The organism is Bacilliculturomica massiliensis (assembly GCF_900605495.1).
In the GTDB taxonomy this organism is placed as follows: domain Bacteria; phylum Bacillota; class Clostridia; order Peptostreptococcales; family Anaerovoracaceae; genus Bacilliculturomica; species Bacilliculturomica massiliensis.
This window is the reverse complement of sequence record NZ_LR027603.1, coordinates 1,254,706-1,278,776: the sequence shown is the minus strand read 5'-3', so window position 1 is coordinate 1,278,776 and position 24,071 is coordinate 1,254,706. Positions and strand designations below refer to the sequence as shown.

The 24,071-nt window shown below is 54.9% G+C and carries 19 protein-coding genes; 14 read left to right on the top strand and 5 right to left on the bottom strand.

Annotation, left to right across the window (positions count from 1 at the left end; translation table 11 throughout):
- The first annotated feature begins 6 nt into the window (after window positions 1–6).
- On the top strand, window positions 7–858 hold the full coding sequence (locus tag E0E37_RS15075) for a MetQ/NlpA family ABC transporter substrate-binding protein (RefSeq protein WP_130863813.1): 852 nt from the start codon (window positions 7–9) through the stop codon (window positions 856–858).
- 161 nt (window positions 859–1,019) lie between these two features.
- Window positions 1,020–1,547, top strand: coding sequence for an HdeD family acid-resistance protein (locus E0E37_RS15070; protein WP_130863812.1), 528 nt, complete (start codon window positions 1,020–1,022; stop codon window positions 1,545–1,547).
- Here the strand turns inward: E0E37_RS15070 and E0E37_RS15065 are convergent.
- From E0E37_RS15065 to E0E37_RS15055, 3 genes are read right to left on the bottom strand one after another with little or no spacing between them, the layout of a single operon-like run.
- On the bottom strand, window positions 1,513–2,418 hold the full coding sequence (locus E0E37_RS15065) for a GerAB/ArcD/ProY family transporter (RefSeq protein WP_130863811.1): 906 nt from the start codon (window positions 2,416–2,418) through the stop codon (window positions 1,513–1,515). The two genes, E0E37_RS15070 and E0E37_RS15065, sit on opposite strands and share 35 nt — an antisense overlap.
- Window positions 2,415–3,521, bottom strand: coding sequence for a Ger(x)C family spore germination protein (locus E0E37_RS15060; protein WP_130863810.1), 1,107 nt, complete (start codon window positions 3,519–3,521; stop codon window positions 2,415–2,417). Before E0E37_RS15060 ends, E0E37_RS15065 begins: the two co-directional genes overlap by 4 nt.
- A 24-nt stretch (window positions 3,522–3,545) precedes the next feature.
- Window positions 3,546–5,078: a spore germination protein gene (locus E0E37_RS15055; protein ID WP_130863809.1), complete on the bottom strand. Its 1,533-nt coding sequence runs from the start codon at window positions 5,076–5,078 to the stop codon at window positions 3,546–3,548.
- A gap of 256 nt (window positions 5,079–5,334) precedes the next feature.
- On the opposite strand from E0E37_RS15055, the gene E0E37_RS15050 reads away from it, so the two are divergent.
- From E0E37_RS15050 to E0E37_RS15030, 5 genes are all read left to right on the top strand, one after another.
- Window positions 5,335–5,979, top strand: coding sequence for an SPOR domain-containing protein (locus E0E37_RS15050; RefSeq protein ID WP_130863808.1), 645 nt, complete (start codon window positions 5,335–5,337; stop codon window positions 5,977–5,979).
- 68 nt (window positions 5,980–6,047) lie between these two features.
- Window positions 6,048–7,322 (top strand): replication-associated recombination protein A, encoded by a 1,275-nt coding sequence (locus E0E37_RS15045; protein ID WP_130863807.1) that lies wholly within the window; start codon window positions 6,048–6,050, stop codon window positions 7,320–7,322.
- Window positions 7,319–9,361 carry a bifunctional 4-hydroxy-3-methylbut-2-enyl diphosphate reductase/30S ribosomal protein S1 gene (locus E0E37_RS15040; protein WP_130863806.1) on the top strand — a complete coding sequence of 681 codons (2,043 nt, stop codon included), beginning with the start codon at window positions 7,319–7,321 and terminating at the stop codon, window positions 9,359–9,361. Before E0E37_RS15045 ends, E0E37_RS15040 begins: the two co-directional genes overlap by 4 nt.
- 107 nt (window positions 9,362–9,468) lie before the next feature.
- On the top strand, window positions 9,469–9,984 hold the full coding sequence (locus tag E0E37_RS15035) for a shikimate kinase (RefSeq protein WP_130863805.1): 516 nt from the start codon (window positions 9,469–9,471) through the stop codon (window positions 9,982–9,984).
- Window positions 9,972–10,610, top strand: coding sequence for a chloramphenicol acetyltransferase (locus E0E37_RS15030; protein WP_130863804.1), 639 nt, complete (start codon window positions 9,972–9,974; stop codon window positions 10,608–10,610). Before E0E37_RS15035 ends, E0E37_RS15030 begins: the two co-directional genes overlap by 13 nt.
- A gap of 214 nt (window positions 10,611–10,824) precedes the next feature.
- Here E0E37_RS15030 and recN read toward each other — a convergent pair whose 3' ends face one another.
- Both recN and E0E37_RS15020 read right to left on the bottom strand, forming a co-directional pair.
- Window positions 10,825–12,516: a DNA repair protein RecN gene (recN, locus tag E0E37_RS15025; RefSeq protein ID WP_130863803.1), complete on the bottom strand. Its 1,692-nt coding sequence runs from the start codon at window positions 12,514–12,516 to the stop codon at window positions 10,825–10,827.
- A gap of 19 nt (window positions 12,517–12,535) precedes the next feature.
- Window positions 12,536–12,985, bottom strand: a complete 450-nt coding sequence (locus E0E37_RS15020) for an arginine repressor (RefSeq protein ID WP_207302974.1) — start codon at window positions 12,983–12,985, stop codon at window positions 12,536–12,538.
- 292 nt (window positions 12,986–13,277) lie between these two features.
- On the opposite strand from E0E37_RS15020, the gene ruvC reads away from it, so the two are divergent.
- From ruvC to E0E37_RS14985, 7 genes are all read left to right on the top strand, one after another.
- Entirely contained in the window at window positions 13,278–13,787 is a 510-nt protein-coding gene (ruvC, locus tag E0E37_RS15015; protein ID WP_130863801.1) for a crossover junction endodeoxyribonuclease RuvC, read from the top strand.
- Window positions 13,788–13,861: 74 nt separating this feature from the next.
- Window positions 13,862–14,449 carry a Holliday junction branch migration protein RuvA gene (gene ruvA / locus E0E37_RS15010; protein ID WP_130863800.1) on the top strand — a complete coding sequence of 196 codons (588 nt, stop codon included), beginning with the start codon at window positions 13,862–13,864 and terminating at the stop codon, window positions 14,447–14,449.
- 49 nt (window positions 14,450–14,498) lie between these two features.
- Window positions 14,499–15,527, top strand: coding sequence for a Holliday junction branch migration DNA helicase RuvB (gene ruvB / locus E0E37_RS15005; protein WP_207302973.1), 1,029 nt, complete (start codon window positions 14,499–14,501; stop codon window positions 15,525–15,527).
- Window positions 15,524–16,951 (top strand): SpoIID/LytB domain-containing protein, encoded by a 1,428-nt coding sequence (locus tag E0E37_RS15000; protein ID WP_130863799.1) that lies wholly within the window; start codon window positions 15,524–15,526, stop codon window positions 16,949–16,951. Before ruvB ends, E0E37_RS15000 begins: the two co-directional genes overlap by 4 nt.
- A gap of 131 nt (window positions 16,952–17,082) precedes the next feature.
- On the top strand, window positions 17,083–18,117 hold the full coding sequence (gene queA, locus E0E37_RS14995) for a tRNA preQ1(34) S-adenosylmethionine ribosyltransferase-isomerase QueA (protein ID WP_130863798.1): 1,035 nt from the start codon (window positions 17,083–17,085) through the stop codon (window positions 18,115–18,117).
- 295 nt (window positions 18,118–18,412) lie between these two features.
- The gene (locus E0E37_RS14990) at window positions 18,413–22,762 is read left to right on the top strand and encodes a PAS domain-containing protein (protein WP_246019749.1); all 4,350 of its coding nucleotides are present in this window, start codon (window positions 18,413–18,415) and stop codon (window positions 22,760–22,762) included.
- 31 nt (window positions 22,763–22,793) lie between these two features.
- Window positions 22,794–24,071, top strand: coding sequence for an ABC transporter substrate-binding protein (locus E0E37_RS14985; RefSeq protein ID WP_330548590.1), 1,278 nt, complete (start codon window positions 22,794–22,796; stop codon window positions 24,069–24,071).

The following is a 24,071-nucleotide window of genomic DNA, read 5'->3' as shown; positions in this document are numbered from 1 at the left end:
AGCATTATGAAGACGAAAAAGATTTTAGCCGCGGCCACGGCGTCCGTACTGCTCTTGTCCGCAGCTCTGCTGGCAGGATGCGGCGGGGACAGCGGAAATGACGGCGGAGACGGTCAGTCCGCTGATCTGACAAAGGTCACGGTAGGCGCGTCGGTCACACCTCACGCCGAGATACTCAACGCGGTAAAGGATGACATGAAGGCTCAGGGTTTTGATCTGCAGATCAAGGAATTCAGCGATTATGTGCTGCCCAACCAGGAAGTGAACGACGGCTCCCTGGACGCCAACTACTTCCAGCACGAACCCTACATGAATCAGTTCAACGCGGAGCAGGGAACGGATCTGGTGGCGCTGGCCTACATTCACTATGAACCCTTCGGCATCTATCCGGGAACCAGAGAGACTCTGGATCAGCTGGAAGATGGAGACGCCATCGCCGTACCCAACGATACCTCCAACGAAGCCAGAGCGCTTCTGCTGCTGGAGGATCAGGGACTGATCAAGCTGAGAGAAGGAGCGGGACTCACCGCCACGAAGAACGATATCGTGGAAAATCCCAAGAATCTGGATATCGTCGAGCTGGCAGCCGAGATGATCGCCAAGAATCTGCCCGATGTGGCATTCGGCGTTATCAACGGCAACAATGCGCTGCAGGCCGGTCTGAATGTAGCCGAAGATTCCATCGCCAGCGAGGGCGCCGATTCGCTGGGTGCGGAAACTTATGCCAACATTATCTGCGTGAAGGCCGGAAACGAGGATAACCCGGGCGTTCAGGCTCTGATCAACGCGCTGAAGACAGACAAGGTAAAGGCGTTCATAGAAGATACCTATAAGGGCGCTGTCGTACCTGTATTTTAAATGAATGACAAACAGCCACTGAAAAAACGCCTGTTTCATCAGTGGCTGTTTTATTCCGTATCGGATGATCGCATTCGCCATCGCATGAAGGGTATCGGTGAGGAGGCGGCAGGTCCGGCCGCCGAACGCCCGCCGCGGAGCGCGGCGGGGAAAGGAGAATTATGGACGGTTTTAAGCAATTGAAAAATTTGGGGATCACACTGGGGATCGCGATGATCGCCGTGGGAGCCGTGCTCCTGATCTTTCCCGGCCTCATCGTCAACATTCTGGCTTCCATCATCGGAGCTCTGGTGACGGCCTGGGGCGGATTTAAGACCATCGCTGCGGTGGTCAACAGAAACGAGGGACCTCACGCTGCTTTCAGGATCGCATCTTCCGCGCTCCTGCTGGTATGCGGAGTCTACATTCTCTTTAACACGCGGATCACCATCAGCTTTATCTCCGTTGTTATCGGGCTGTTTGCGCTGCTCTTTGCTCTGGATCGATTCTCCGCGGCAAAAGCCCGCAGGGCGGCCGGACTGCCGGCGGGATCCGCTGCGGGCTTCGGGCTGGTCCATCTGGCTTTTGCGGTGGCGATGATCGGCATGCCCTTTGTGGGAACATCCATGCTGATCATGCTGGCGGGCATCTATCTGATCGCAGGCGGAGGGATGATCATTGCGTCTGCATGCTGGTTCGGCGACTTATAGCCAGCAGGCTCTCCTTGATCGTGAGCAGACAGACCGCGGTCTTTACGAACTCGGAGAGAATGAACACCGCCAGCAGGATCACCTCGATGCGTTCCAGATATTCAGCGGTCCCGGTGAGCCCGGGCGGATAATATATGGGATAGGTAAGCATTTCAAATACGTCCGGTCCCAGCGCCAGCACCGTGACCAGATAAGCAGCCGCCAGGAAAAATGCGCTGAGCAAAAAGCCTCTGACCGTATCTTTGAATACGGCGGGGGTTTTTCTTTTGGCGTTCATGATAGTCAGGAGCACCAGCCCCTCTGCGAAGAAGAGGACTGCGAAAAAGACTGTCCCGGCCAGAAAGGCCGAAAACGAAGGCGCCAGAAAATCTCTCCAGGCGAAAAATCCGTAGGAGAGAGACAGGCGCACCTTCGATATGCCGGAGCACACAGCCAGAAAAAGCAGCGCCAGAACCACCGGACCGCAGAGCTTGGAGAAACGTTCCAGCACATAAATGTCCCGCACCGCCCCGTAGACACAGCAGAGGAGAAACGCCGCCGGAAAGAACCAGACGGGCAGTTCCTGCAGTGCGCAGAAGGCCAGAAAATCAGACAGACAGTACAGCGTCACCGCACACAGGCCGCAGGAAAGGAGTCCGGCCAGAAGCAGCAGGCTTTTTCCCGTTCCGTACCGCGCGATCAGTTTGTGAACGCCGTAGAGGAAAGGCAGAGCCAGAAACGCGCCCAGAAGGATCCCCGCCCAGATCATGCGGTGAAACGGGATCAGAGCTCCCAAAAAAAAGACCGAGCTGAGAAAATACACAAATGCCAGGTATTCCTGATACTTGGGCTGCTGCTCTTCTATGGCAGCTTCAAATTGTTCATCGTTCATCGGTGTACCTCCCCCAATTTCAGATTGATTTCACAGTTTACCGTCACGGGCAGAGCAGAAAAGTCATAAGTGAGACCGCCCATGGATTTTCCGAAACCGAAAATATCCGCATCCCAGAGCTGCGCTTTTGTGATCAGCGCGCTGCAGCGGGATCGAACAAGCTGCGAGAGCTTTTCGGACAGGGTCTCCGTATCTTCCCGCGTCACGGTCCTGCCTGCCTGCGACAGGGTACAGGACAGCTTCAGATCTACGTTCAGCGCCGGTTTTCCGCCGGAGACCACAGGCCGGAAAGAAGCGTCGGCATCCATGACCTGGAAGGTCATATTTTCCTCCGGAAGGACCAGATGAGCATTTTCCAGATGATCCTGCAGCAGCTGCAGGTACAGGGTCTCATCCTGGTCCAGACTTCCCGTCATGCGGTCGCCGCTGAATACGGCGGTGCCCGCCAGACAGGCTCGGTCATCCCGCTGGGAGATCAGCGGAATGGTCAGATCCGCACCGCTTTCTTTCAGTAGATTGACCGCCTGGTAGACCTTAGTGGGCGAACAGGCGCCGTATTGCCGGTCTGTCTTGACCAGTTCCTCCAGATCATAATAGATGAGACCGGAAGAAGAAGAGGACAGATCCGCCACAGCAGAGGCGTCAGGCAGATCTGATACGAGCAGATCCATGGACAGGCGGGTCTTGTAGTTTCTCATCACATAATCCGCCACCGGTCCCACGCCCTGGGTCTCCGCCAGATACCGGCTCAGCACCAGCGTTTTGGCGTGACTGAAATAGATCTGACGGCTGTCCTGGAAATTTAGATTTTCCAGGGCGTCGCCCAGAGTGGAGCCGTTGGATCTGATGACCCGGCGCGTCTCCTCGGGAGAGGCGTCAGCGGTCTTATTGACCACTTCCGCCGTGATCTCCCAGCGTCCGGAGGCGTCCACATCCACGGACATGCCGGACAGGATAGCCATGTCGTTGATCTCCTTGACCTCCGCGCATCCGGAGAAGACAGCGGGAATGGAGATCAGGATCAAAACAGCGGTCAAACGTCGGAAAAGCCGTCCCGGCGAAGACTTTTCTGCCTCCGGAAACGGCATAGCATATGATTTCATCGATCGATTCCTCCTCTCGCGTCTTTAACGTTCTTTTGCTTCGGCCTTTTCTTTCACATTGCCCTGAGATTTTTCCTGCGGGACCTGACGGGTATGGTTATATGGCGAAATATAAGAGGGCCGAACCAGCATTCTGCGCCAGGGAGACCTGATAAAGGTGTCCTGACATTCCTCCGCGAATGTCTTTGAAAGACTTGACGTGTAGGGAATGCCGAAGGTTTTCAGGGACGACAGGTGGATGAGAAGGGCGATGACGCCCAGCATAAATCCCGGAAAACCCAGAACAGAGGCCAGGATCAGCCAGGCCAGCCGCATGAAGATGATGGGGCTTTTGAGCTGGGGGATCATGAGGCCCGTCACGCCGGTGAATGCAATGATGATGACCACCGGTATGCTGACCAGTTTGGCCTCCACCGCCGCCTGTCCAAGGACCAGGCCGCCTACGATGGAGAGCGTCTGACCGAAATTGGCAGGCACCTTTGATCCGCCTTCCCGGATGAGTTCGAAGACGAGGATGAGCAGTATCATCTCGAACAGCGTCGGAAAGGGCAGACCCAGCCGCGCTTCTGAGAGATTCAGAAGGAATCGGGTGGGAAGCAGGTCCTGATGGAAGGTGACCAGCGCCAGATAGACGGCGGGCAGGCTCAGAGTCATGCAGAAGCCCAGGATACGCAGCCACCGCCCGAAGGTACCCACGTAAAAGTTGCTGTAATAGTCGTCGTTGGACTGAAAGTATTCGATGAAGAAGAAGGGCGCGGTGAGCACCACCGGCGTTCCGTCCACGAGAACTGCCACCCGGCCTTCAAAGAGCTTTGCGGCAACGATATCGGGCCGCTCGGTGGAGCCTGTGGTCTTGAAGGGCGAATTGGGCGCGTCCTTGATGATCTCCTCGATGTAGTTCGTGTCGAGGATGCTGTCGATATCGACGCGCTTCAGGCGCCGTTTCATCTCTTTGACGATCCTCTCATTGGCGATGCCTTTGATATAGGCCAGCGCGATCTTTGTCCCTGACTGCCTGCCCACGGTCATAAATTCATACTGCAGGTCCGGGCTGCATATCTTTCGGCGCAGCAGAGACAGATTGATGATAAGCGCTTCGGTGAATCCTTCCCGGGGCCCCTGCAGTACTTTTTCCGCCGCGGGCTCTGATATGGAGCGGATGGACCAGCCTCTGGTGGAGAGAACCAGGACCTCGGAAAAACCGTCGGCCAACAGCAGAGTATTTCCGGAGAGCAGCTCCGACATCATGGCGTCGATCTCACGCAGGGGAAAAATATCGTTGGTAAAGAGCACCTTTTCTCTCAGATCAGTGAGCAGATGATCGGTCTTGTGCAGAAATTTATTCAGCATGATAGGCTCGATGATATGCTCGTTGATCAGCACATTGTTGATCATTCCGTCTACAAAGACGATGCAGCACCGGACGCGGGGATTTTTCTGATTTTCAAAGACCCGTATTTTTATGGTGGTATCTTGACCGAAGATCTCCTTCAGCAGGGCGATATTTTCATCCAGACCGGCGGTCAGCCGCCGCCTTTTTATTTTCTGAGGCTCCATAGCAAATCCTTTCTGTTTTTCCTGTATTTCATGGGGCTGCAGGCGCGCCGCCGTATTTCGTCAGCTTATGTCTAGTATGGGACTTTTTCCTGTTTTTCATTCTCTTGATAAATGCGCGAAAAGCAGGTATAATAAATCTTGCTGATTGCAGGTCCGCCGGCCGCTTACAAAAATAATAAGCCGGTGAAAACAGGATGTCCGCATACTTTGGATCTTCGTCTCATAAAATGGATTGAACCATAAAGGAGGCGGAGAGATGAGAAGACACAGATACGGACAGCGCAGAAACGGCGGAAGCGGAAGCCTGCTTTTGATCGGAATTTTGATTCTGGCCGTGGCGGCGGGTTACGCGGGGACAAAGTACGTCATTGCACCCTATATATTGGAAGGCAGGCTTTGGACAGCGGCGGGGGATCCTGCGGGGGACGTCCCGGAGAATGGATCGGCCACCGCCGGTTCCGGGGTGGTATCGGGACAGCAGGATATCAAAGACGCGAAGGAAATGACTACGGACGCGGCTGTGGCTCCGGGAGGCGTCACAGGCGGAGCGGCGCAGCCGCCGGCAGCAGCGCCCCAGGCCGCGCAGCCGCCGGCAGCAGCGCCCCAGGCCACGTCCGGCGGAGCGGCGCAGACTCAATCCGGAGCACAGACAGCTGTCGCTTCATCGGCCGCTCCGGCGGGCTCCGGAGGATATGCGGTGCAGTTTGGCAGCTTCTCGGCAAAGGAATCCGCGCAGCAGGCGGTATCGGAACTGGCGGCAAAGAGTATCACGGCTTCCGTGGTCGAGAGAAACGGCGCCTTCAAGGTCGTAGGCACTGTGTTTGACACAAAGGAAAAAGCGAAAGCGGAGGCGGAGCGCCTGAAGGCTATAGCGGAGGACGCCTTTGTCACGGCTCTGTAGAATGCGGTGAGATCCCGCGGATGGAGCGGACTTTTATATAAAAATTTAGGAACCAGGAAGGTAACAATATGATCCCACTTTCCACGAGGATGCGGCCGGACAGGCTGGAGGATTTTTTCGGGCAAGCCCATTTCATGTATGAGGGCTCGCTTCTTTATAATGCCATCAAGAAAAAAACCTTCGATTCGGCGATCTTCTTCGGTCCCTCCGGCACGGGAAAGACCACTCTGGCGCGGATCATTGCCAAAGAGATGGACGCGGATTTTTATGAGCTCAACGCCACCACGGCGGGCATCAAAGAACTGAAAGAAATTATCGATAAAGCCAAGCTGAAGTTTTTTGGCCTTCAAAAAGAAACTACCTACGTATACATAGACGAGTTTCACCGCTGGAACAAGCTGCAGCAGGATTCTCTGCTTGCCGCTCTGGAGGAAGGCGCTATCCGCTTTATCGGCAGCACCACGGAGAACCCGTATTTTGCCGTGAATAACGCGGTGCTCTCCCGCGTGCGCTCTGTCTATGAATTTCACCGTCTGGAATCGGCGGATCTTTTCGCCATGCTGGAAAAGACGCTCTCCGATACGGAAAGAGGGTTGGGAAACAGGAATATTCCCTACGACAAAGAGGCTCTCTGGATGATCGCGGACCGGGCATCGGGGGACGCCAGAGTGGCGCTGGACACCCTGGGCTTTATTGCGGAAAACCTGCCCGAAAAGGGCCGGATCAGCCTGGAACTGGCAGGTGAGGCCATGCAGCGTCAGACCGCGTTCTATGACAAGAGCGAGGACAAGTACAATCTGCTCTCCGCACTGCAGAAATCCATCCGCGGAAGCGATCCGGACGCGGCGGTCCACTATCTGGCCCGTCTGGTGGAGGCGGATGCGGACATCCTCATGATCGGCCGCAGGCTCATGGTGATCGCCAGCGAAGATATCGGCATGGCTTTTCCCCACGCCATATCTATCGTTACCTCCTGCGTGCAGGCCAGCCAGATGGTGGGGTTTCCAGAGGCGAAAATAATCTTGTCCCAGGCCGTGCTCCTGCTGGCTTCCTGTCCCAAGTCAAATTCCGCTATTACGGCTGTCATGGCAGCCACGGAGGACCTGAAAAAGAGGAAGATCGACGACGTGCCGGACCATCTGAAGGACAGTCACTACGCCGGCGCCAGATCCAGAGGACTGGGGAAAGGATACAAATACCCCCACGATTACGGCGGCTATGTAAAACAGCAGTATCTGCCCGACGATCTGCACAGAGAGGGGACCAGGTATTACCATCCTACAACAAACGGAAAGGAAGGGGCTTTCAAGGCGTATCTGGAAGGCCTGAGACGCAAATCATGACCATTGAAGTAGCGGAGCATGCAGGTTTCTGCTTCGGCGTCGGTCAGGCGCTGGAAAAAGCGGAACACATACTCAGTACCAGAGGCGGCGGTGAGAAACGGATCTACACCTGCGGCCTGCTGATCCACAATAAGCTGGTCACGGATGAGCTGCAGGAGAGAGGGCTTTCCGTGATCCGGGGACCGGAGGAGGCGGAAGAAGGTTCCGTCGTCATCGTCAGAGCGCACGGAGAGCCGAAGCGCTTTTATGAGAAGGCGGAGGAACGGCATTTGGAGATCGTGGACGCCACCTGTCCCTACGTAAAGAGGATCCAGAAGCTGGCAAGCGAGGCCTGCGAAAAAGGACGGCAGGTAGTCATCGTGGGAGACCGGACCCATCCGGAGGTCATCGGCATCAGCGGATGGACCGGAGACAGTGCGGCGGTGGCGGCCAGCGGAGAGGAAGCCGAACAGATCGCCGGCGATCATCTGACCGTGGTGGCGCAGACGACCATCACGGAAGCCATGTTTGAGGAAGTAATTTCCATCTTGAGACGGAATAAAACAGACGTCGAAGTCTTTCACACCATATGCAGCGCCACAGAAGAAAGACAAAAAAGCTGCGCTGACCTGGCGCTGAGGTCTGACCTAATGGTGGTTATTGGGGGAAAAAACAGCTCAAATTCAAAAAAACTCTATGAGTTATCAAAAAAAAATTGCGAAAATACGCATTTTGTTGAAATATTAAGCGATTTACCATTGAAAGAAGTCGCAAAATGTAATAAAATAGGGATTGCGGCGGGAGCATCAACTCCTGAACGCATTATTAAGGAGGTTATTGCTGCTATGAGTGAAGCTATCACTGAAAACAAGGATCTGCAGGAGCAGGTGGAAGAAGGCGGGATGGAAGCCCTGATGGATGAGATCGAAAAATCTCTTAGACTTCCGGGCAGAGGAGAAATCGTTACAGGCGAAATTATCCAGGTAAGCAAGGATTACATCGTTGTAAATCTCGGCTGCAAGAAAGACGGTATCATTCCCATTGAGGAACTGTCTCTGGAAGGAGATCAGGAATTGGCCGATCTTTACAAGCCGGGAGATGAAATTCAGGCTAAGGTCGTCAAAACCGCTGACGGGGACGGAAGCATTCTGCTGTCCAAGAAGAAGCTCCAGGTGAATGAACACTGGGACGAAATCAACGCAGCCCTTGACAACAAAGAGGTCGTGAACGCCAAGGTGGTCAAGGAAGTAAAGGGCGGTGTCATCGCTGTTTACAAAGAGGTTTCCGGATTTATTCCGATGTCTCAGCTCTCCGATCATTATGTGGAGAAAGCCGACGAATTTATCGGCAAAGTTCTTCCCGTGAAGGTCAGCCGCGTGGATCAGAAGAGAAACAAAGCTGTGTTCTCTCACAAGGCGTATCTGAACGAGGAGAAGCAGAAGAAGATCGCTGAAATCTGGGACAACCTGCACGTAGGTGACGTTGTGGAAGGTACGGTTATGCGTTTCACTGATTACGGTGCATTCGTAGACATCGGCGGACTGGATGGACTTCTTCATATTTCCGAGATCTCCTGGGGCAAATTGAAGCACCCTCAGGAAGCGCTGGAAATCGGACAGAAGATCAATGTCAAGATCCTCTCCATGAACGCAGAGAAAGGAAAGATTTCTCTGGGTCTGAAACAGAATCAGCCCGAACCGTGGTCTATTATCGATGACAAATATCAGGTAGGCCAGGTGATCAAGGGCAGAGTTGTTCAGATCAAAGATTACGGTGCATTCGTTGAGCTGGAGCCGGGTCTGGACGGACTGGTGCATATCTCCGAAGTTGCGTACAAGAGAGTGACCAACATCGCAGATGAGATCTCCGTTGGTCAGGAAGTGGATGCGAAGATCCTCGAGATAGACAGAGACAGAAAGCGGATCAGCCTGAGTATCAAAGAAACTCTGGACAATTCCATCTACAGAGATGAAGATGCTTCCGAAGAGTACGCCGATGAGGCTGCTTACGATGAATCTCCGGCTGCCGACGAGGCTGCGGAGACCGCTGCAGAAGAATAATTCGCGAAAAGCATCCAGCAGAGCCGTCAGGCTCTGCTTTTTGTTTACGGACGTACGGCGGAAATTTCGTCAGGATCCGGCGGGAAGAAAGGGCAGAAAGAACTTCTATGAACAGAGAAAATATCGTTATGATCGGAATGCCGGCCTGCGGCAAGAGCACCGTGGGAGTCATTCTGGCAAAGAGTACCGGAAAATCGTTTATGGACACGGACCTGTTGATACAGGAGCGGGAGGGCGACCTGCTGCAGAATATCATCGACGGCAGAGGAAACGATTACTTCCAGAAGATCGAGGAAGAAGTGCTCGCCGGCGTAACTGCGGCGGGAGCGGTGATCTCTACGGGAGGAAGCGCCGTTTATTATGATAAAGCGATGAAACATCTGGGAGAAACGGGAAAGATCGTCTATCTGGCGCTGCCGCTTTCTGAGATCGTAGCGCGTCTGGACAATATCAGCACCCGTGGCATCACCATGGCTCCGGGGGAGACCATCGCGGATCTGTATGAGAAACGCGTACCGCTCTACGAAAAGTATGCGGATCTGAAGATCGAAACCCTGGGGCTTACAGTGGAGCAGACGGTGGAACGGATCATCGCCGGATTGGAGGAACTATGTTTCGTTTGATCGAAATGGAACAGTGGGAGCGCAGAGAACATTTCAAATATTATATGGATACGCTTCCCTGCGGTTACAGTCTGACGGCAAAGCTGGACGTCACGGGACTTTTGGGCAGACTCAGGGAACAGGGCGTCCGATTCTATCCAGCCATGCTCTACCTCATCGCGTCCACAGTCAACGGAACCAGGGAGTTTTGCATGGGAGTGGACGGGGAAGGCCGGCCGGGTTTCTGGGACGAGATGCACCTGGTGCACACTGTTTTCCACGAAGACGACAAGACTTTTTCCGATATCTGGACGAACTATCACGAGGATTTCAGCGTGTTCAGAGAAAGCCTGGAGAGGGATATCCGGGAATATGGGGACAAAAAAGGCGCGAAGGTCAAACCAGGACAGCCGCCGAATTTTTTCTGCGTCTCCTGCACCCCCTGGCTGCACTATGAAGGCTATTCCGCCTACTGTGCCGGCGGCCGGCCCGCGCTGTTTCCCGTCATCACCTTCGGAAAGTACGAGGAAGAGAACGGCCGTCTGCGTCTTCCGCTGACGGTGACCATCTCTCACGCCGCGGCGGACGGGTATCACACCAGCATGTTCTTCCAGGATCTGCAGGAGAGGATCGACAGAGCGTTTTAGACGGGGATCCGGCCAGAACTATGAGCACCGCATCCTTTCGCCATGCGACGGAATCGTGCTGCGCATCGCAACGGAAGCGCAGGTGAAAAAGGATGTTCGGCTTTTTGTATTGGGTGTGAGGGAATAGAATAGTAGCGAAGATAAAAAAGCGGCGCCGGCGGAGGTCTCTCTCCGCCGGCGCCGCCTGTCTCAGCCCGTTATCATTCTCTGACGGTCAGTCCGGTCGTTTTTCTCCCCTGGACAGCGTCAGCAGCTCTTCAGCGCTTCTTTTGGTGGTTTCGGTTATATTGAGCCCGCCCAGCAGACGGGCGATCTCGTCCACTTTTTCTTCTTCCATCAGAGGCACGACGGTAGTGTGGACGGAATCCGCGTCAGTCTGCTTCAGGATCTTATAATGGTGGTCGCCGAAAGCAGCGATCTGGGGAAGATGTGTGATGCAGATGACCTGACGGCTGCCGGATATCTGCAGCAGCTTCCTGCCTACGATACTTGCGGTGATCCCGCTGATCCCGGTGTCGATCTCGTCGAAGATCATGGTCGGGATGCGGTCCAGATCTCCGATGATGCGTTTAAAGGCCAGCATGATCCGAGAGATCTCGCCGCCGGAGGCGATGCGGGCCAGCGGCTTGGGCTGTTCGCCCCGGTTGGCTGAGATCAGGATCTCAGCCGTGTCGACGCCGTTTTCCGTATAGAGCGGTTCTTTTCCGTATTCCTTAAAATCCACCGTCAGGGCAGCGTCGTTAAAATTCAGCTCTGCCAGCTCAGCGGAGATCTGAGCGGTCATGCGCTGCGCCGCATCCCGCCGAAGACCGGAAAGGGTCCGGCTGCTCTCGTCCAGCTGCCTGCGGCATTCTTCCGCGTGGGCGGTCAATTCCGTAAGCCGGGCGTCCGCGTTTTCTATGTTGGCCAGAGATTCGGAGAGCTGATCCCGATACCGGAAAACCTGCTCCAGGGAACCACCGAATTTTCGTTTCAGCCCGTCGATCAGATCCAGTCTGCTGATGGCTCCGTCCAGTTCTTCCGGGGAGAAGGACACGCTGTCCCGGTACCGGCGCAGTTCCGTGCCCAGATCCTCCAGCTTGTAATAGCAGTCGGCGACTCCCTCGGAGAAGGAGGCGATGTCAGCGGAAATATGGGAGATCTCTCCCAGCAGATGCATGGCTTTTCCCAACCCCTCCGTGGCGGAGGGGGAGCCGGAAAAGAGCATTTCGTATGTCTCCGACAGGTTTCGGTAGATCTGTTCGCTGTTCTGCATGAGCCGGATCTGTTCTTCCAGGGACTCATCCTCGCCGGGCAGAGGAGAAGCCTTTTCGATCTCCTGCAGCTCGTAGGCCATAAAATCCCGCTTTCTTGCCGAGTCGGACAAATCGCGTTTAAGGTCGTCCAGTGCCTTTTTTGCCTGGCTGAATCGGCGGTAGAGGAGGGCGGTACGCTCTTTTGCGGGAGCGATGCGCTCTTCGTCGTACAGGTCCAGCAGACGGATGTGATATTCCGGGTTCAGAAGAGACTGGTGATCGTACTGGCCGTGGATGTCCGCGATCTTCTTGCAGAGCCGGGATAAGACGGAGAGATTGACCACCACGCCGTTGACCCGGCACAGGCTCTTGCCCGTGCTGCTGATCTCCCGTCTGATGATCAGCTGGTCTTCGCAGGGAATGTCGTTTTCCTCCAGAAGGCCCGACACATCGCAGTCCTCCGTATCCACTACCAGAGTAATATAGGCCTTTTCTTTGCCGGAACGCACAAAAGCCGTATCGGCGCGGCTGCCAAGGGCCACGCTGACGGCTTCGATCACGATGGATTTTCCCGCGCCCGTCTCACCGGTGATGATGTTCAGGCCGGGATACAGGTCCAGCTCCAATTCGTCGATGATAGCAAAATCCCGGATGCTGATATGTGAAATCATACAATTGACCTCTTTACTGTTACTTTATCATATCGTTGAAACGCGTGAGCAGCGGCGGTACATTCTCCGGGCTGTCTACCAGAAGGAATATAGTGTTGTCGCCGGCGATGGAGCCGACCACAGTGGGGAGATTCGAGGTGTCGATGGCCTCCGCCGCGGCGTTGGCGCAGCCGCTGAGGGTCTTGATCACAATGATATTTCCCGCGGAAGAAATGCTCTGGATCGTCTCGCGGAATATTTTGATGAAACGGTCGCTGACAGGCTGATCCGTACCGGTCCCGGCGGTATATTTGTAACGTCCGCCGGAAGACAGGGTCTTCACCAGCTGCAGATCCTTGATGTCCCTGGATATGGTGGCCTGAGTGACTTTGTATCCCGCTTCATTCAGCAGCTCCACCAGCTTTTCCTGAGTTTCCACTTCCTGAGTGCTGATAATATCCAAAATTTTGTTCTGTCTGGAATAACGCATGATCCCCTCCGTTATTGAATAAAATGTGCGCGGACTCTATCTTATAAATATTCATACAATTAAATTATATCATATTTGAGCCTATTGTAAACATAAACACCCATTTAAAACATCAGATGGGAGGTCTGGCCGCCCTGATGCGGACGCTGCAGGCATGGGGAAAGGATGTTTATCTTCCTCCGGTTTTATGATATAATAGCCGCAGAGCGGCTAGAGCTGCTATTATAGATTCTGTGCGCGGCGGACGCCATGCGCGGATTATACCAGATCATTTAAAAGGGGAGAGTTAGAGATGCGAATTCTGGGAATTGATCCCGGCTATGCGATCATGGGCTACGGCGTCGTCGAGATGAAAGGAAATCATTTTTCGCCGGTGGGGTACGGAGCCGTTACCACGGATAAGGACATGCCTATGCCGGACCGGCTGAAACACCTTTATACGGGATTGATGGATGTTATTCAGGAGTATGAGCCGGAGACCGTGTCCATCGAACAGCTGTTTTTTAATACCAACACCACCACGGCTATTCTGGTGGGACAGGCTCGGGGCGTGGCCATTCTGGCCTGCGCCAATTCCGGACTGGACATCGCGGAATACACGCCGCTGCAGATCAAACAGGGATTGATCGGATATGGCCGGGCAGAAAAGAAACAGATCCAGCTTATGGTGAAGACCATTCTAAATCTGAAGGAAGTGCCAAAGCCCGACGACACGGCGGACGCGTTGGCCGCGGCTATCTGCCACGGCCATTCCATGGGTTATGGTCAGAGATTGAAAAAGATCCGCGCCGGAGGGATCTGAATGAAGGGACATCCTGGCCTCCGGGGGCGAAGCGAGGCGGAAAAAGAAATACTGCGGAAGGATTTGAGATCATTATGCTTCATTACATAAAAGGAAAGATCACCATGAAATTCGAGGGCGGAGTAGTGGTGGAAAACAACGGCATCGGATATGAAGTCTTCGTGCCGGAGAATTCCGGCGTCTATCTGGCGGCTCCGGGAGATACCGTACAGGTCTACACCGCTATGATCGTCCGGGAGGACGACATCACACTGTACGGTTTCACAGACAAGGATTCACTTGAACTGTTCCGGCGGCTGATCACAGTGAGCGGCGTGGGAGCGAAAGGCGCTCTGGCGCTGCTGTCCTGCATGCCGACAGGCGATCTTAAGAAGGCTATCGTTTTCGAGGATTCGGTCTCGCTGACCAGGGCCAACGGGATCGGCAAGAAGACCGCCCAGCGCATCGTGCTGGATTTGAAGGACAAGCTGGGGGCGATCAGCGATGCCGGCGGCGTTCAGCTGGAAAGCGTGGCGGCGGTGTCCGGCAAATCCGAGGCCATCAACGCGCTGATCAGTCTGGGCTACAGCAAAAGCGAGGCTGTGGGCGCGCTGGCGTCCATCGGCGAGGAGGATCTGTCCACAGAGGAATACATCAAAAAGGCGCTGAAAAATCTGTTTTAGCCTGAACGAAAATGAAAAATAAATTAGGAAGAAGCGAGAAAAAGTAATTATGATGGAATATGAAGAACGCATCACCGCCGCCAGCGCGATGAACGTGGAAGAGGAGGTCATGGAGCTTTCTCTCAGGCCAAAACGTCTGGCAGATTATATCGGCCAGAAGACCGTGGCGGAAAATCTCAAGGTGTTCATCGACGCCGCGCAGATGAGAAACGAACCTCTGGACCACGTGCTTTTCTACGGTCCTCCCGGCCTGGGAAAGACGACGCTGGCCGGGATCATCGCCAATGAGCTGGGAGTGGAGCTGCGGATCACCTCCGGTCCGGCCATCGAGCGGGCGGGCGATCTGGCGGCCATATTGACCAACCTGAACGAAGGAGACGTGCTGTTTATCGACGAGATCCACCGACTGAACCGTTCAGTGGAGGAAGTCCTTTATTCGGCCATGGAGGATTACGCTCTGGATATTATCATAGGAAAGGGACCGTCGGCCAGATCCATTCGTCTGGATCTGGCCAGATTTACGCTGATCGGCGCTACTACCCGGGCGGGGAGCCTGTCCGCGCCTCTGCGGGACCGCTTCGGCGTAGTATGCAAGTTTGAGATGTACAAAGAAGACGAGCTGATGGAGATCATCCGCCGGTCCGCCAGCATTCTAAATGTGCAGATCGACGACGAATCGCTGCGCGCGCTGGCCCGCCGTTCCAGGGGAACGCCCCGGGTGGCCAACCGACTGCTGAAGCGCGTGCGGGATTTCAGTCAGGTGAAGGGGACGGGGGCCATCGATCTGGATATTACAGGAAAGACGCTGAAATCTCTGGGCATCGACGAACTGGGGCTGGAGGGACTGGACCGGGAGATCCTGCGCCTTATCATCGATCGTTTCAAGGGCGGACCGGTGGGCATCGACACCATAGCGGCGGCCATCGGCGAGGAGCGAGTCACCATAGAAGATGTGTACGAGCCCTATCTGATCCAGGCAGGTCTTCTGCATCGGACACAGAAAGGACGCATGGTATCTCAGGAAGCCTACCGTCATCTGGGCCTGGATCCGCAGGGGGAGGAGCAGATGAGCTTATGATAAGAAAACGTGCCGCGGGCAGTGAGCCCCGCCAGAGAAAATGCAAACTGCGCCGTTTCACAGCGGCGTTTCTGACGTTGACACTGTTTTTCTCCTTCCCGGCCGGAGCCGAGGCGAAGAGCAGACAGGAGGAATATATTCAGGTAGGCCTGAAATACGGAAGTTCTGCGGTGAACGAATGTGTGCTGAAAAGCGATGACGGGTTTCAGGTAGTCAATATTACAGAGGACGGCCCGGAGGACACCCTTCCTCTGCCTGCTTACCGCGAGATCGTGGCTTCCGTTGAAAACGGAACGATCGTGATCCGCGATCCGGATGGTACCATGCTGGTGTCGGACATGGGCACCACCGGCGCTCTGATGCCCTTGGATTACGAGGACGGAGACGGTACCGTTGTCTATTCCGGAACGGAGTACCGGGACGGCATCCGTCTGACGGTGTACAAGGGGTCGGCCATGAATGTGATCAACTACATTACCATGGACCACTATCTGTACGGTGTGATCCACGGGGAAATGAGTCAGTCTTATCCGCTGGAAGCGCTGAAGGCGCAGGCGGTGGTGGCGCGCAGCTTCGCGGGGCAGAACCGGACCCACGCAAAGGACGGTTTTAACGTCTGTTCCACGACTCACTGTCAGGTCTACAAAGGCTTTGCCGGCGAATATCCGAAGACCACTCAGGCGGTCGATGAGACTGCGGGAGAGATGATGTACTCGGAAGGCGAGATCGTCCAGGCTTTTTACTTCAAAAACAGCGGCGGTCACACCCAGAATTCTGAGGATGTATGGAGCGCAAAAGAACCGTATCTGCGCGGCGTCAAGGACGAATACAGCCCGGATTATTCCTGGAGCGCGACCATGACTTTTGAACAGATCAAAAGCAGACTGGAGGCGGCGAATTACAGTCCGGGTACTGTAGAGTCCGTTGCCATAACGGGGCACAACAGCGCAGGCGCTGTCTCAGAGCTGACTGTCAAAGGCAGCGGGGGCACCGTGACTCTGAAAAAGGAAAGCGTGAGAACAGTGCTGGGCGGCTCGGATATCAAATCCACGATGTTCGTTTTGAAAAACGGCAGCGCCGGCGGAAGTATGGCGCAGACACCGGATGAGATCTACGCCACCAACGGTTCTTCTACAAAGAAGACGGGGTCTACCCTGTATGTGCTGTCTTCCTCAGGCAGCGCGAAAAAGACAGAGATAGAGGACATCTGCATCACCGACGGCAGCAGTACGGCATCGGCAGACGGCGCCGGAAAATCCGGAGAAACAGTCAGCATCGTCACCGACGGCAAGGTGGTGTTCGAGGGGAAAGGCTACGGCCACGGCATCGGCATGCCTCAGGACAGCGCCATTAAAATGGCGCAGGAGGGGATGGATTACGAGGAGATCCTGGAATATTTCTTTACGGATATCCAGATCCGCTGAAGGCGCCGTTTAGCTGACAGCCACGGAGATTTGCCGGAAAGATTCGTCCCGGTGACAGGACGATCTGCTGCGGCCAGCCGCAGCGTCCCGGACAAAAAACAAAATCTGAAGAATAGAAAGAGCGGCAATATATGAATATATCGGAATTTGATTATGATCTGCCGCCGGAGCTGATCGCTCAGCATCCTGCGGATAAAAGAGATGAGTCGAGACTCCTGGTGGTCCACAGGGACACAGACACAGTGGAGCACAGGCATTTTTACGATATCCTGGATTATCTGGAACCGGGAGACTGCCTGGTGATGAACAATTCCAAGGTGATCCCCGCGCGTCTGTTCGGCGTGAAGGAGCAGACGGGAGCGAAGGTCGAGTTCCTGCTGATCAAACGCAGGGAGGGTGACGTGTGGGAGTCCATGGTAAAGCCGGGAAAGAAGCTCCATCCCGGCGATGTGGTATCCTTCGATGAAGCGGGCAGGCTGCGGGCGGAGATCACAGGCTACGGCGAGGACGGCACGCGCATGGTACGTTTTCTGTACGAGGGAGACTTCAGCCAGCTGCTCTCGGAGATCGGAAAGATCCCTCTTCCGCCTTATATCGACAGGGAGAGCGATCAGGAAGACCGGGAGCGCTATCAGACGGTCTACTGCCGGGACGAAGGATCTGTGGCCGCGCCCACGGCGGGTCTGCATTTTACGGAAGAACTGCTGCAGAAGGTGAGAGAAAAGGGCGTGAGGACAGCTTTCGTCACGCTGCACGTGGGGATCGGCACCTTCCGTCCGGTCAAGTGCGAGACGGTGGAAGAACACCGGATGCACTTTGAAGAGTATTACATCGACGAAGAAAACGCGGGGATCATCAACGAGACGAAAGCGGCGGGAGGACGCATCATCTCAGTGGGCACTACCTCAACGCGGACGCTGGAGAGCGCCGCTGACGAAGAAGGATGGGTACGCGCGGGAAGCGGAAGCACCGGTATTTTCATCTACCCGGGTTACCGGTTCAAGGTGGTGGACGCGCTGATCACCAATTTTCATCTGCCAAAATCCACGCTGCTCATGCTCATCTCCGCTCTCTACGACAGAGAAAAAATCCTGAAGATCTATGGGGAAGCAGTTTCCATGCGTTACCGTTTTTTCAGCTATGGGGACGGCATGCTGATCGTATAAAACCCGACAATCTCAACCGCAATATGCTGAACACAGCAGCGGCAGCGGCATCCAAGCAGATGCTGCTGCTGTTTTTGCTTTGATCATTCAACAGAAGCGACGCTGAAATGACCGCCGCATCCGATCGTTGGCAAAAGATTGCACCGCTTCTCGTTGTATGCTAAACTTAAATAATATATGGCCAGAGCCGCCGGAGAAAGGCTCAAGCATTCGGAGCACTGTGGGACAGCCTTTCGTGCACCGATGCCTTATCAAAAAGGTAAGTGCTGTAAATGGTAAAGGAGGAAGAACAGGTATGTGGGAAAGACCTGTCTCTGGTGAACGAATGGGAGTTGAGCGCGGGGACGCTGCAGGGGGCGGACAAGATCGGCAGTATTCGTCGGACAGCGAGGCGATGGAAAGGATTCTGAGCAGCATCCCCAGCGGTCTTTGCGTATACCGTCTGGATGAGGGCCGGATCCTTCCGGTTTTTCACAATCCGGCTTTTTATGAGATATTAGGATATTCCGACGAGCATATTTCTCAGGTCCAGAGGGAAACGGAGCTCCTGGGCGTACACCAGGAGGACGTGCCGGGGCTGAAGGAAAAGCTGAGGACCCTGTCGGCAGACTGTACCGCTCTGCAGCATACCTGTCGGATCTTCAACGATAAACGGGGCGAATACCGGTGGATCCACGCGGAGGGCTCGGTAAAACGTCAGAAGGACGGCGTAGTCTTGATCTATGTGGTATTCAGCGATGTGACCGAACAGAAAGAGCTGGAGAAAGAGCTGGCAAACGCCAATGAGAAGATGCAGGATATCATCAACGCCATACCGGGAGGGGTGGCGATCTACAAGGTGACGGACATCTTTGAGACCGTTTACTTCTCAGACGGCGTGCCGGAACTGTCGGGATATACCACAGAGGAATACAGAAGTCTGGTAAAAAAAGACGCGGCGGAGATGACTTACCGGGAAGACACGCCCATGGTTCTGGAAAAAGCGGCGGAAGTGATCCAAAGCAGGGGAAGCTCCGAATTTGAATTCCGCAAACAGCATCGGGACGGGCACATCGTCTGGGTCCGTGTACAGATCAAATGGATCGGCGAAGAAGACGGCTGTCCGCTGCTCCATTGCGTGTTCCACAATATTTCCGCTCTGAAAGAATCACAGCTGGAAATGGAGCATCTAGTCAACTCCATACCGGGAGGGATCGCCAGTTATCGCTTTGCGGGAACCGGGCTGAAGGCTGATTTTTTATCGGACGGAGTGATCGAGCTGACCGGTTATACCCGTGAGGAATATGAAGAAATGATCCGGGAAAACTCGCTGGATCTGGTCTATGAAGCGGATCGCCAGCGCGTTTTTGTGACGCTGAGAGCGGTGATGGAGAACGGAGACGCCAGGGATGTGGCTTGCCGCATCCACCACAAGAACGGCGGCCTGATCTGGGTCCATCTGAACAGCCGACGCATCGGCCCGAAAAGCGAAAATGCGAAGCTGTACGTGGTCTACACCGGGATGTCCGCTGAGACGCGGCTCTTTCAGAGCATCGCAAATGAAACGGCGGACGGCATTTACGTGATCGACCGAGAGAATTACGATCTGCTCTATGTAAATGAGTCAAAATGTCTCTTTCTGAAGGACGCCAATTGCGTGGGACAGAAATGCTACGCCGCGCTGCATGGCAGGGACCGGCCCTGCGAATTCTGCACTCTGACCGGCAACGAGCCAAACGGGGAAGAACACATGATGGCGGTCAAAGAGTCGGACCGGTTTTTCAGCACCCGTTTTAGGGAGACGGACTGGAACGGTATTCCCGCCTATATAAAATATGTCCGTGACGTTACCGACGAAGTGAGCGCCCGCAAAGAGATAGAGCGCTTGGAGCGGTATTTTCAGACGCTGGTGAAAAATCTGCCCGGAGGGGTAGGCGTTATCAGTTATGAGAGAGACGGCAGCATGCGTCCTGAATTTTTGTCCGACGGGTTCGCAGCCATGACCGGCATGACGCTGGAAGAGGCATGGGAACTGTACAGGGACAATGCGATGAACGGCGTCCATCCGGACGACCGGGATGAGGTGAGCCGGCGGATGGCCGCTTATCTGGAGAGCGGAGACAGCCACTGCGAGATCGTATACCGGCTGAAAAAGGGCAGGGACGATTATCTGTGGGTGAAGAACACGCTGTCGCTGATCCAGAACGAGGGCGGAGAGATGCGGATCTACGCTGTGTATCACGACATGACCGGAGAACGGGAAGAAAAAGAAGAACTGCGCAGACAGTACCGGGAGCTGATCCGGCGGCATTATCAGTCGCCTGATCCCGACGCGCTGATCATCGGACACTGCAATATTACGCAGAATCGGATCCTGGAGATCGTGGACCGTACCAATTCCGGTCTTCTGCAGACCTTCGGATCGGTTCGCGAGGATTTCTTCGCCGGGATCGGCAGTCTTGTGGTCGACGAAGCGGAACGTCGAAGCTTTCTGAATACTTATCTAAACGCCCCGACTATGGCCGCTTTTGAGAGAAACGACACGGAACTGATCCAGCGGTGCTATATCAAGCTGCCCCAGGAGGAGCGGGGCCGTTATGTTCAGTTTAATGTGAATCTGGTGGAAACGCCCGATACGGGAGATATCACCGGCATTTTGAAAGTGACGGACGTCACTGAGCAGATCATATCAGATCGCATCCTGCATCAGTTGTCTCTTGCCAGCTGCGATCTGGTGGTGGACGTGGATCTGCAGCGGGACCGTACTACAGTTCTGTCCAGCGCCAGGTCCGCGGGCGACGTGCCGGCAAAGCGCTGCGGGTCTCACTCGGAAGCAGTAGATTACATGCTCCGGGAGCAGGTGGTCCCAAAGGATAAAAAAAATACGGCCAAGATGTTAAATCAGGATTACATGCTTGATCGGCTCACCCGCGAAGGTTCTTATTCCTTCTCCTATTCGATCGTCAGTGAAAAAGGGGACGTGCTCACGAAAAATCTGACGATCTACGCCGCCGATCTGCGGCTGGGCCGCGTCTGTCTGGCGAGAACCGACATCACAAATTCCCTGAGAGAACAGCAGTCCCTGCTGAATATGATGGCATATACCTTTGAATTGATGGGATTTGTGGATATCCGCAGCGGCCGGCTCACCATGTATACCCGGCAGACAGTACTGGAAAATCTGCCTCCCTATACGATGAAAAATTACGACGCCTCTGTGGCAAGACTTGCAGGTTATTACAAACTGGATGATCAGGCCGCCGGCGTGGAGGAAAGTTTCCGGCTGGAGACCATGATGCGGCGGCTCAAAGAAAGGCCGTCCGGCTATGACTTTGTATTCCCCTATTGTTCGGAAGATCAGCCCAGATACAAACAGGTGAACGTGCTCTGGGGCGATGAAAATCACAGAACCATCTGTCTGGTGCGGGCGGATGTGACCGACATGATCTCATCTGAACGGCGCACAAAGAAGGCGCTGGAGGACGCCCTGGCTCTGGCCGAGGAAGCCAGCCGGGCAAAAGGCGATTTCCTGGCGTCCATGAGCCACGATATCCGTACGCCGATGAACGCCATCGTGGGCATGACGACGCTGGCGGAGGCGCATCTGGATCAGCGGGATCGGGTAAAAGACTGCCTGAAAAAGATCAACATATCTTCCAGACATCTCCTGAGTCTCATCAACGATATTCTCGATATGAACAAGATCGAGCGTTCTCAGATCGCGCTGAACCACATAAAAGTGTTCCTGCCGGAGCTGCTTGAGCAGCTTTCCGCCATCATCGCGCCTCAGGCCGGAGATCAGGGACTGATCTTCTCCGCCCGGACCACGGACATCAGCCACAGGTGTTTCTATGGAGATCCGCTGCGGATCAGCCAGATCCTCATCAATATACTGAGCAACGCGGTGAAGTTTACGCCGGAGGGCGGCAGGGTGGATTTTCTCACGGAAGAACTGCCGCCGCTCAACGGCCAGGGGCGGGTCCGCTACCGTTTTACAGTCAGCGATACCGGAGTGGGAATGCAGGAGGAATTCCTGGCCCACATCTTTGATCCATTCACCCGTGACAAAAATACTTCTTGGGTGGAAGGGACCGGTCTGGGGCTGAGCATCATGAAAGGGCTGGTAGATCTGATGGGCGGCAGGGTGACGGTGGAAAGCCATATCCACCGGGGCACCACTTTCCGGGTGGAGCTGGAATGCGAGGCGGTGCCGAAGGGTGAGGACGCGGAAGGCTGTTCGAAGCTGGCCGCCTCCGAAGGAGACAACATCCTGTCGGGCCGATGTTTTCTGGCCGCCGAGGATAACCCGCTGAACGCGGAGATCCTCAGCGAGCTGCTTATGATGCACGGTGCGCGGACCGTCGTCAGGACAGACGGCGCTCAGGCGGTCCGGGCGTTTCTGGACGCGGCGCCGGGCACTTACGACGCTGTCTTGATGGATATCCAGATGCCGGTGATGAACGGTTACGAGGCAGCCCGGGCGATACGGTCGGCCCAGAGGGACGATGCCGCCGCCGTCCCGATCATCGCCATGACAGCCAACGCCTTCTCGGAGGACATCCGGGCGGCGCTGGAAGCCGGAATGAACGCTCACGTGTCCAAACCCATCGACATGGTGATCCTGAGAAACACTTTGAACCAGGTGCTGACCGGTGCGGACAAATAATCGATCGCTGGATCCGACAGGGAGGGCTGGTGTGCTGAAAGGAAAATCGAAAACAGGACGGATGTGCGCGGCAGCTTTGGCCGCGATCCTTGTGCTGACAGGCTGCGGCCACAAGAATCCGGTGGTGAATTATCCCGAATCCAATAAAAATATCACGTCGATCACTTTTTTCGGAAATAAATACGAGCCTGAAAATGTCGCCGTCATCGAAGATATCATCTCAGATTTCATGGAAGAAAACCCGGATATCCGTGTGTCCTACGAAAGTCTGAAGGGAAACGAATATTTTGAAGCTCTGGACAAGCGGATGGCCGCCGGCCGGGGGGATGATGTGTTCATGGTGAACCACGACATCACACTGAAACTGATGGGCGAGGGGATGCTGGCGGACTTGTCCGGCATGAAAACGATCCCAGCTTATATGGACAGCATCCTCAGTCAGATAGAAGAGAGCGACGGATCTATCTACTGGGTCCCCACCACTGTCTCTGTCTTCGGTCTCTATTGCAATCTGGACCTTTTGAAAGAGCACGGCCAGGAAGTGCCGCAGAATCTGGATCAGTGGGAAAGCGTCTGCGGATATTTCAAAGAACAGGGTATCGTTCCCATCATCGCCAACAACGATATCTCGCTGAAAACACTGGCCATAGGCACAGGATTTTTTCCCGCATACCGGGACCAGCTTCAGAGAGATGCATTTGAACGGCTCAACGGCGGAAGTGAGAAGTTGAGCCAATATCTGCGCCCGGGGTTTGAAGTGGCGAAGGAACTGATCGACAGAGGCTATATCGACGCTGATAAAGCGCTGAACACGAATAAAACTTCAGATGATCTGAACGAATTTATGGACGGAGGTTCTCCGTTTATGCTGACCGGCGCCTGGGCCGCCGGCCGGGTAGCCGGAATGCAGCCGGATTTCGCCTTTGAAGTGGTCCCTTATCCGGCGCTGAAGGACGGCTCTTATCTGGTCATAAACGCAGATACCCGGCTGAGCGTGAACGCAGGCAGCGAACACACAGACGCCGCCGTCAGATTTGTGGAATTTTTTACTCAGCGGGAAAATATTCAGAAGTTTGCAGATGAGCAGTCTTCCTTCAGCCCGCTGAACGGCGGAACGCCTTCTGCCCTGAAAGAGATACGGCCTTTGATCCCATGCTATGAAGCGGGCCGGACAGTCATCGGAACGGACAGTCTGCTGGACCTGCCGATCTGGAATCTGACCGCAGAAGTGTCAAAGCGTCTGCTCTCAGGAGAGCAGCTGGAAACGGCTCTGGCGTGGATGGACGAACAGTCCGTGAAAGGATGGTGA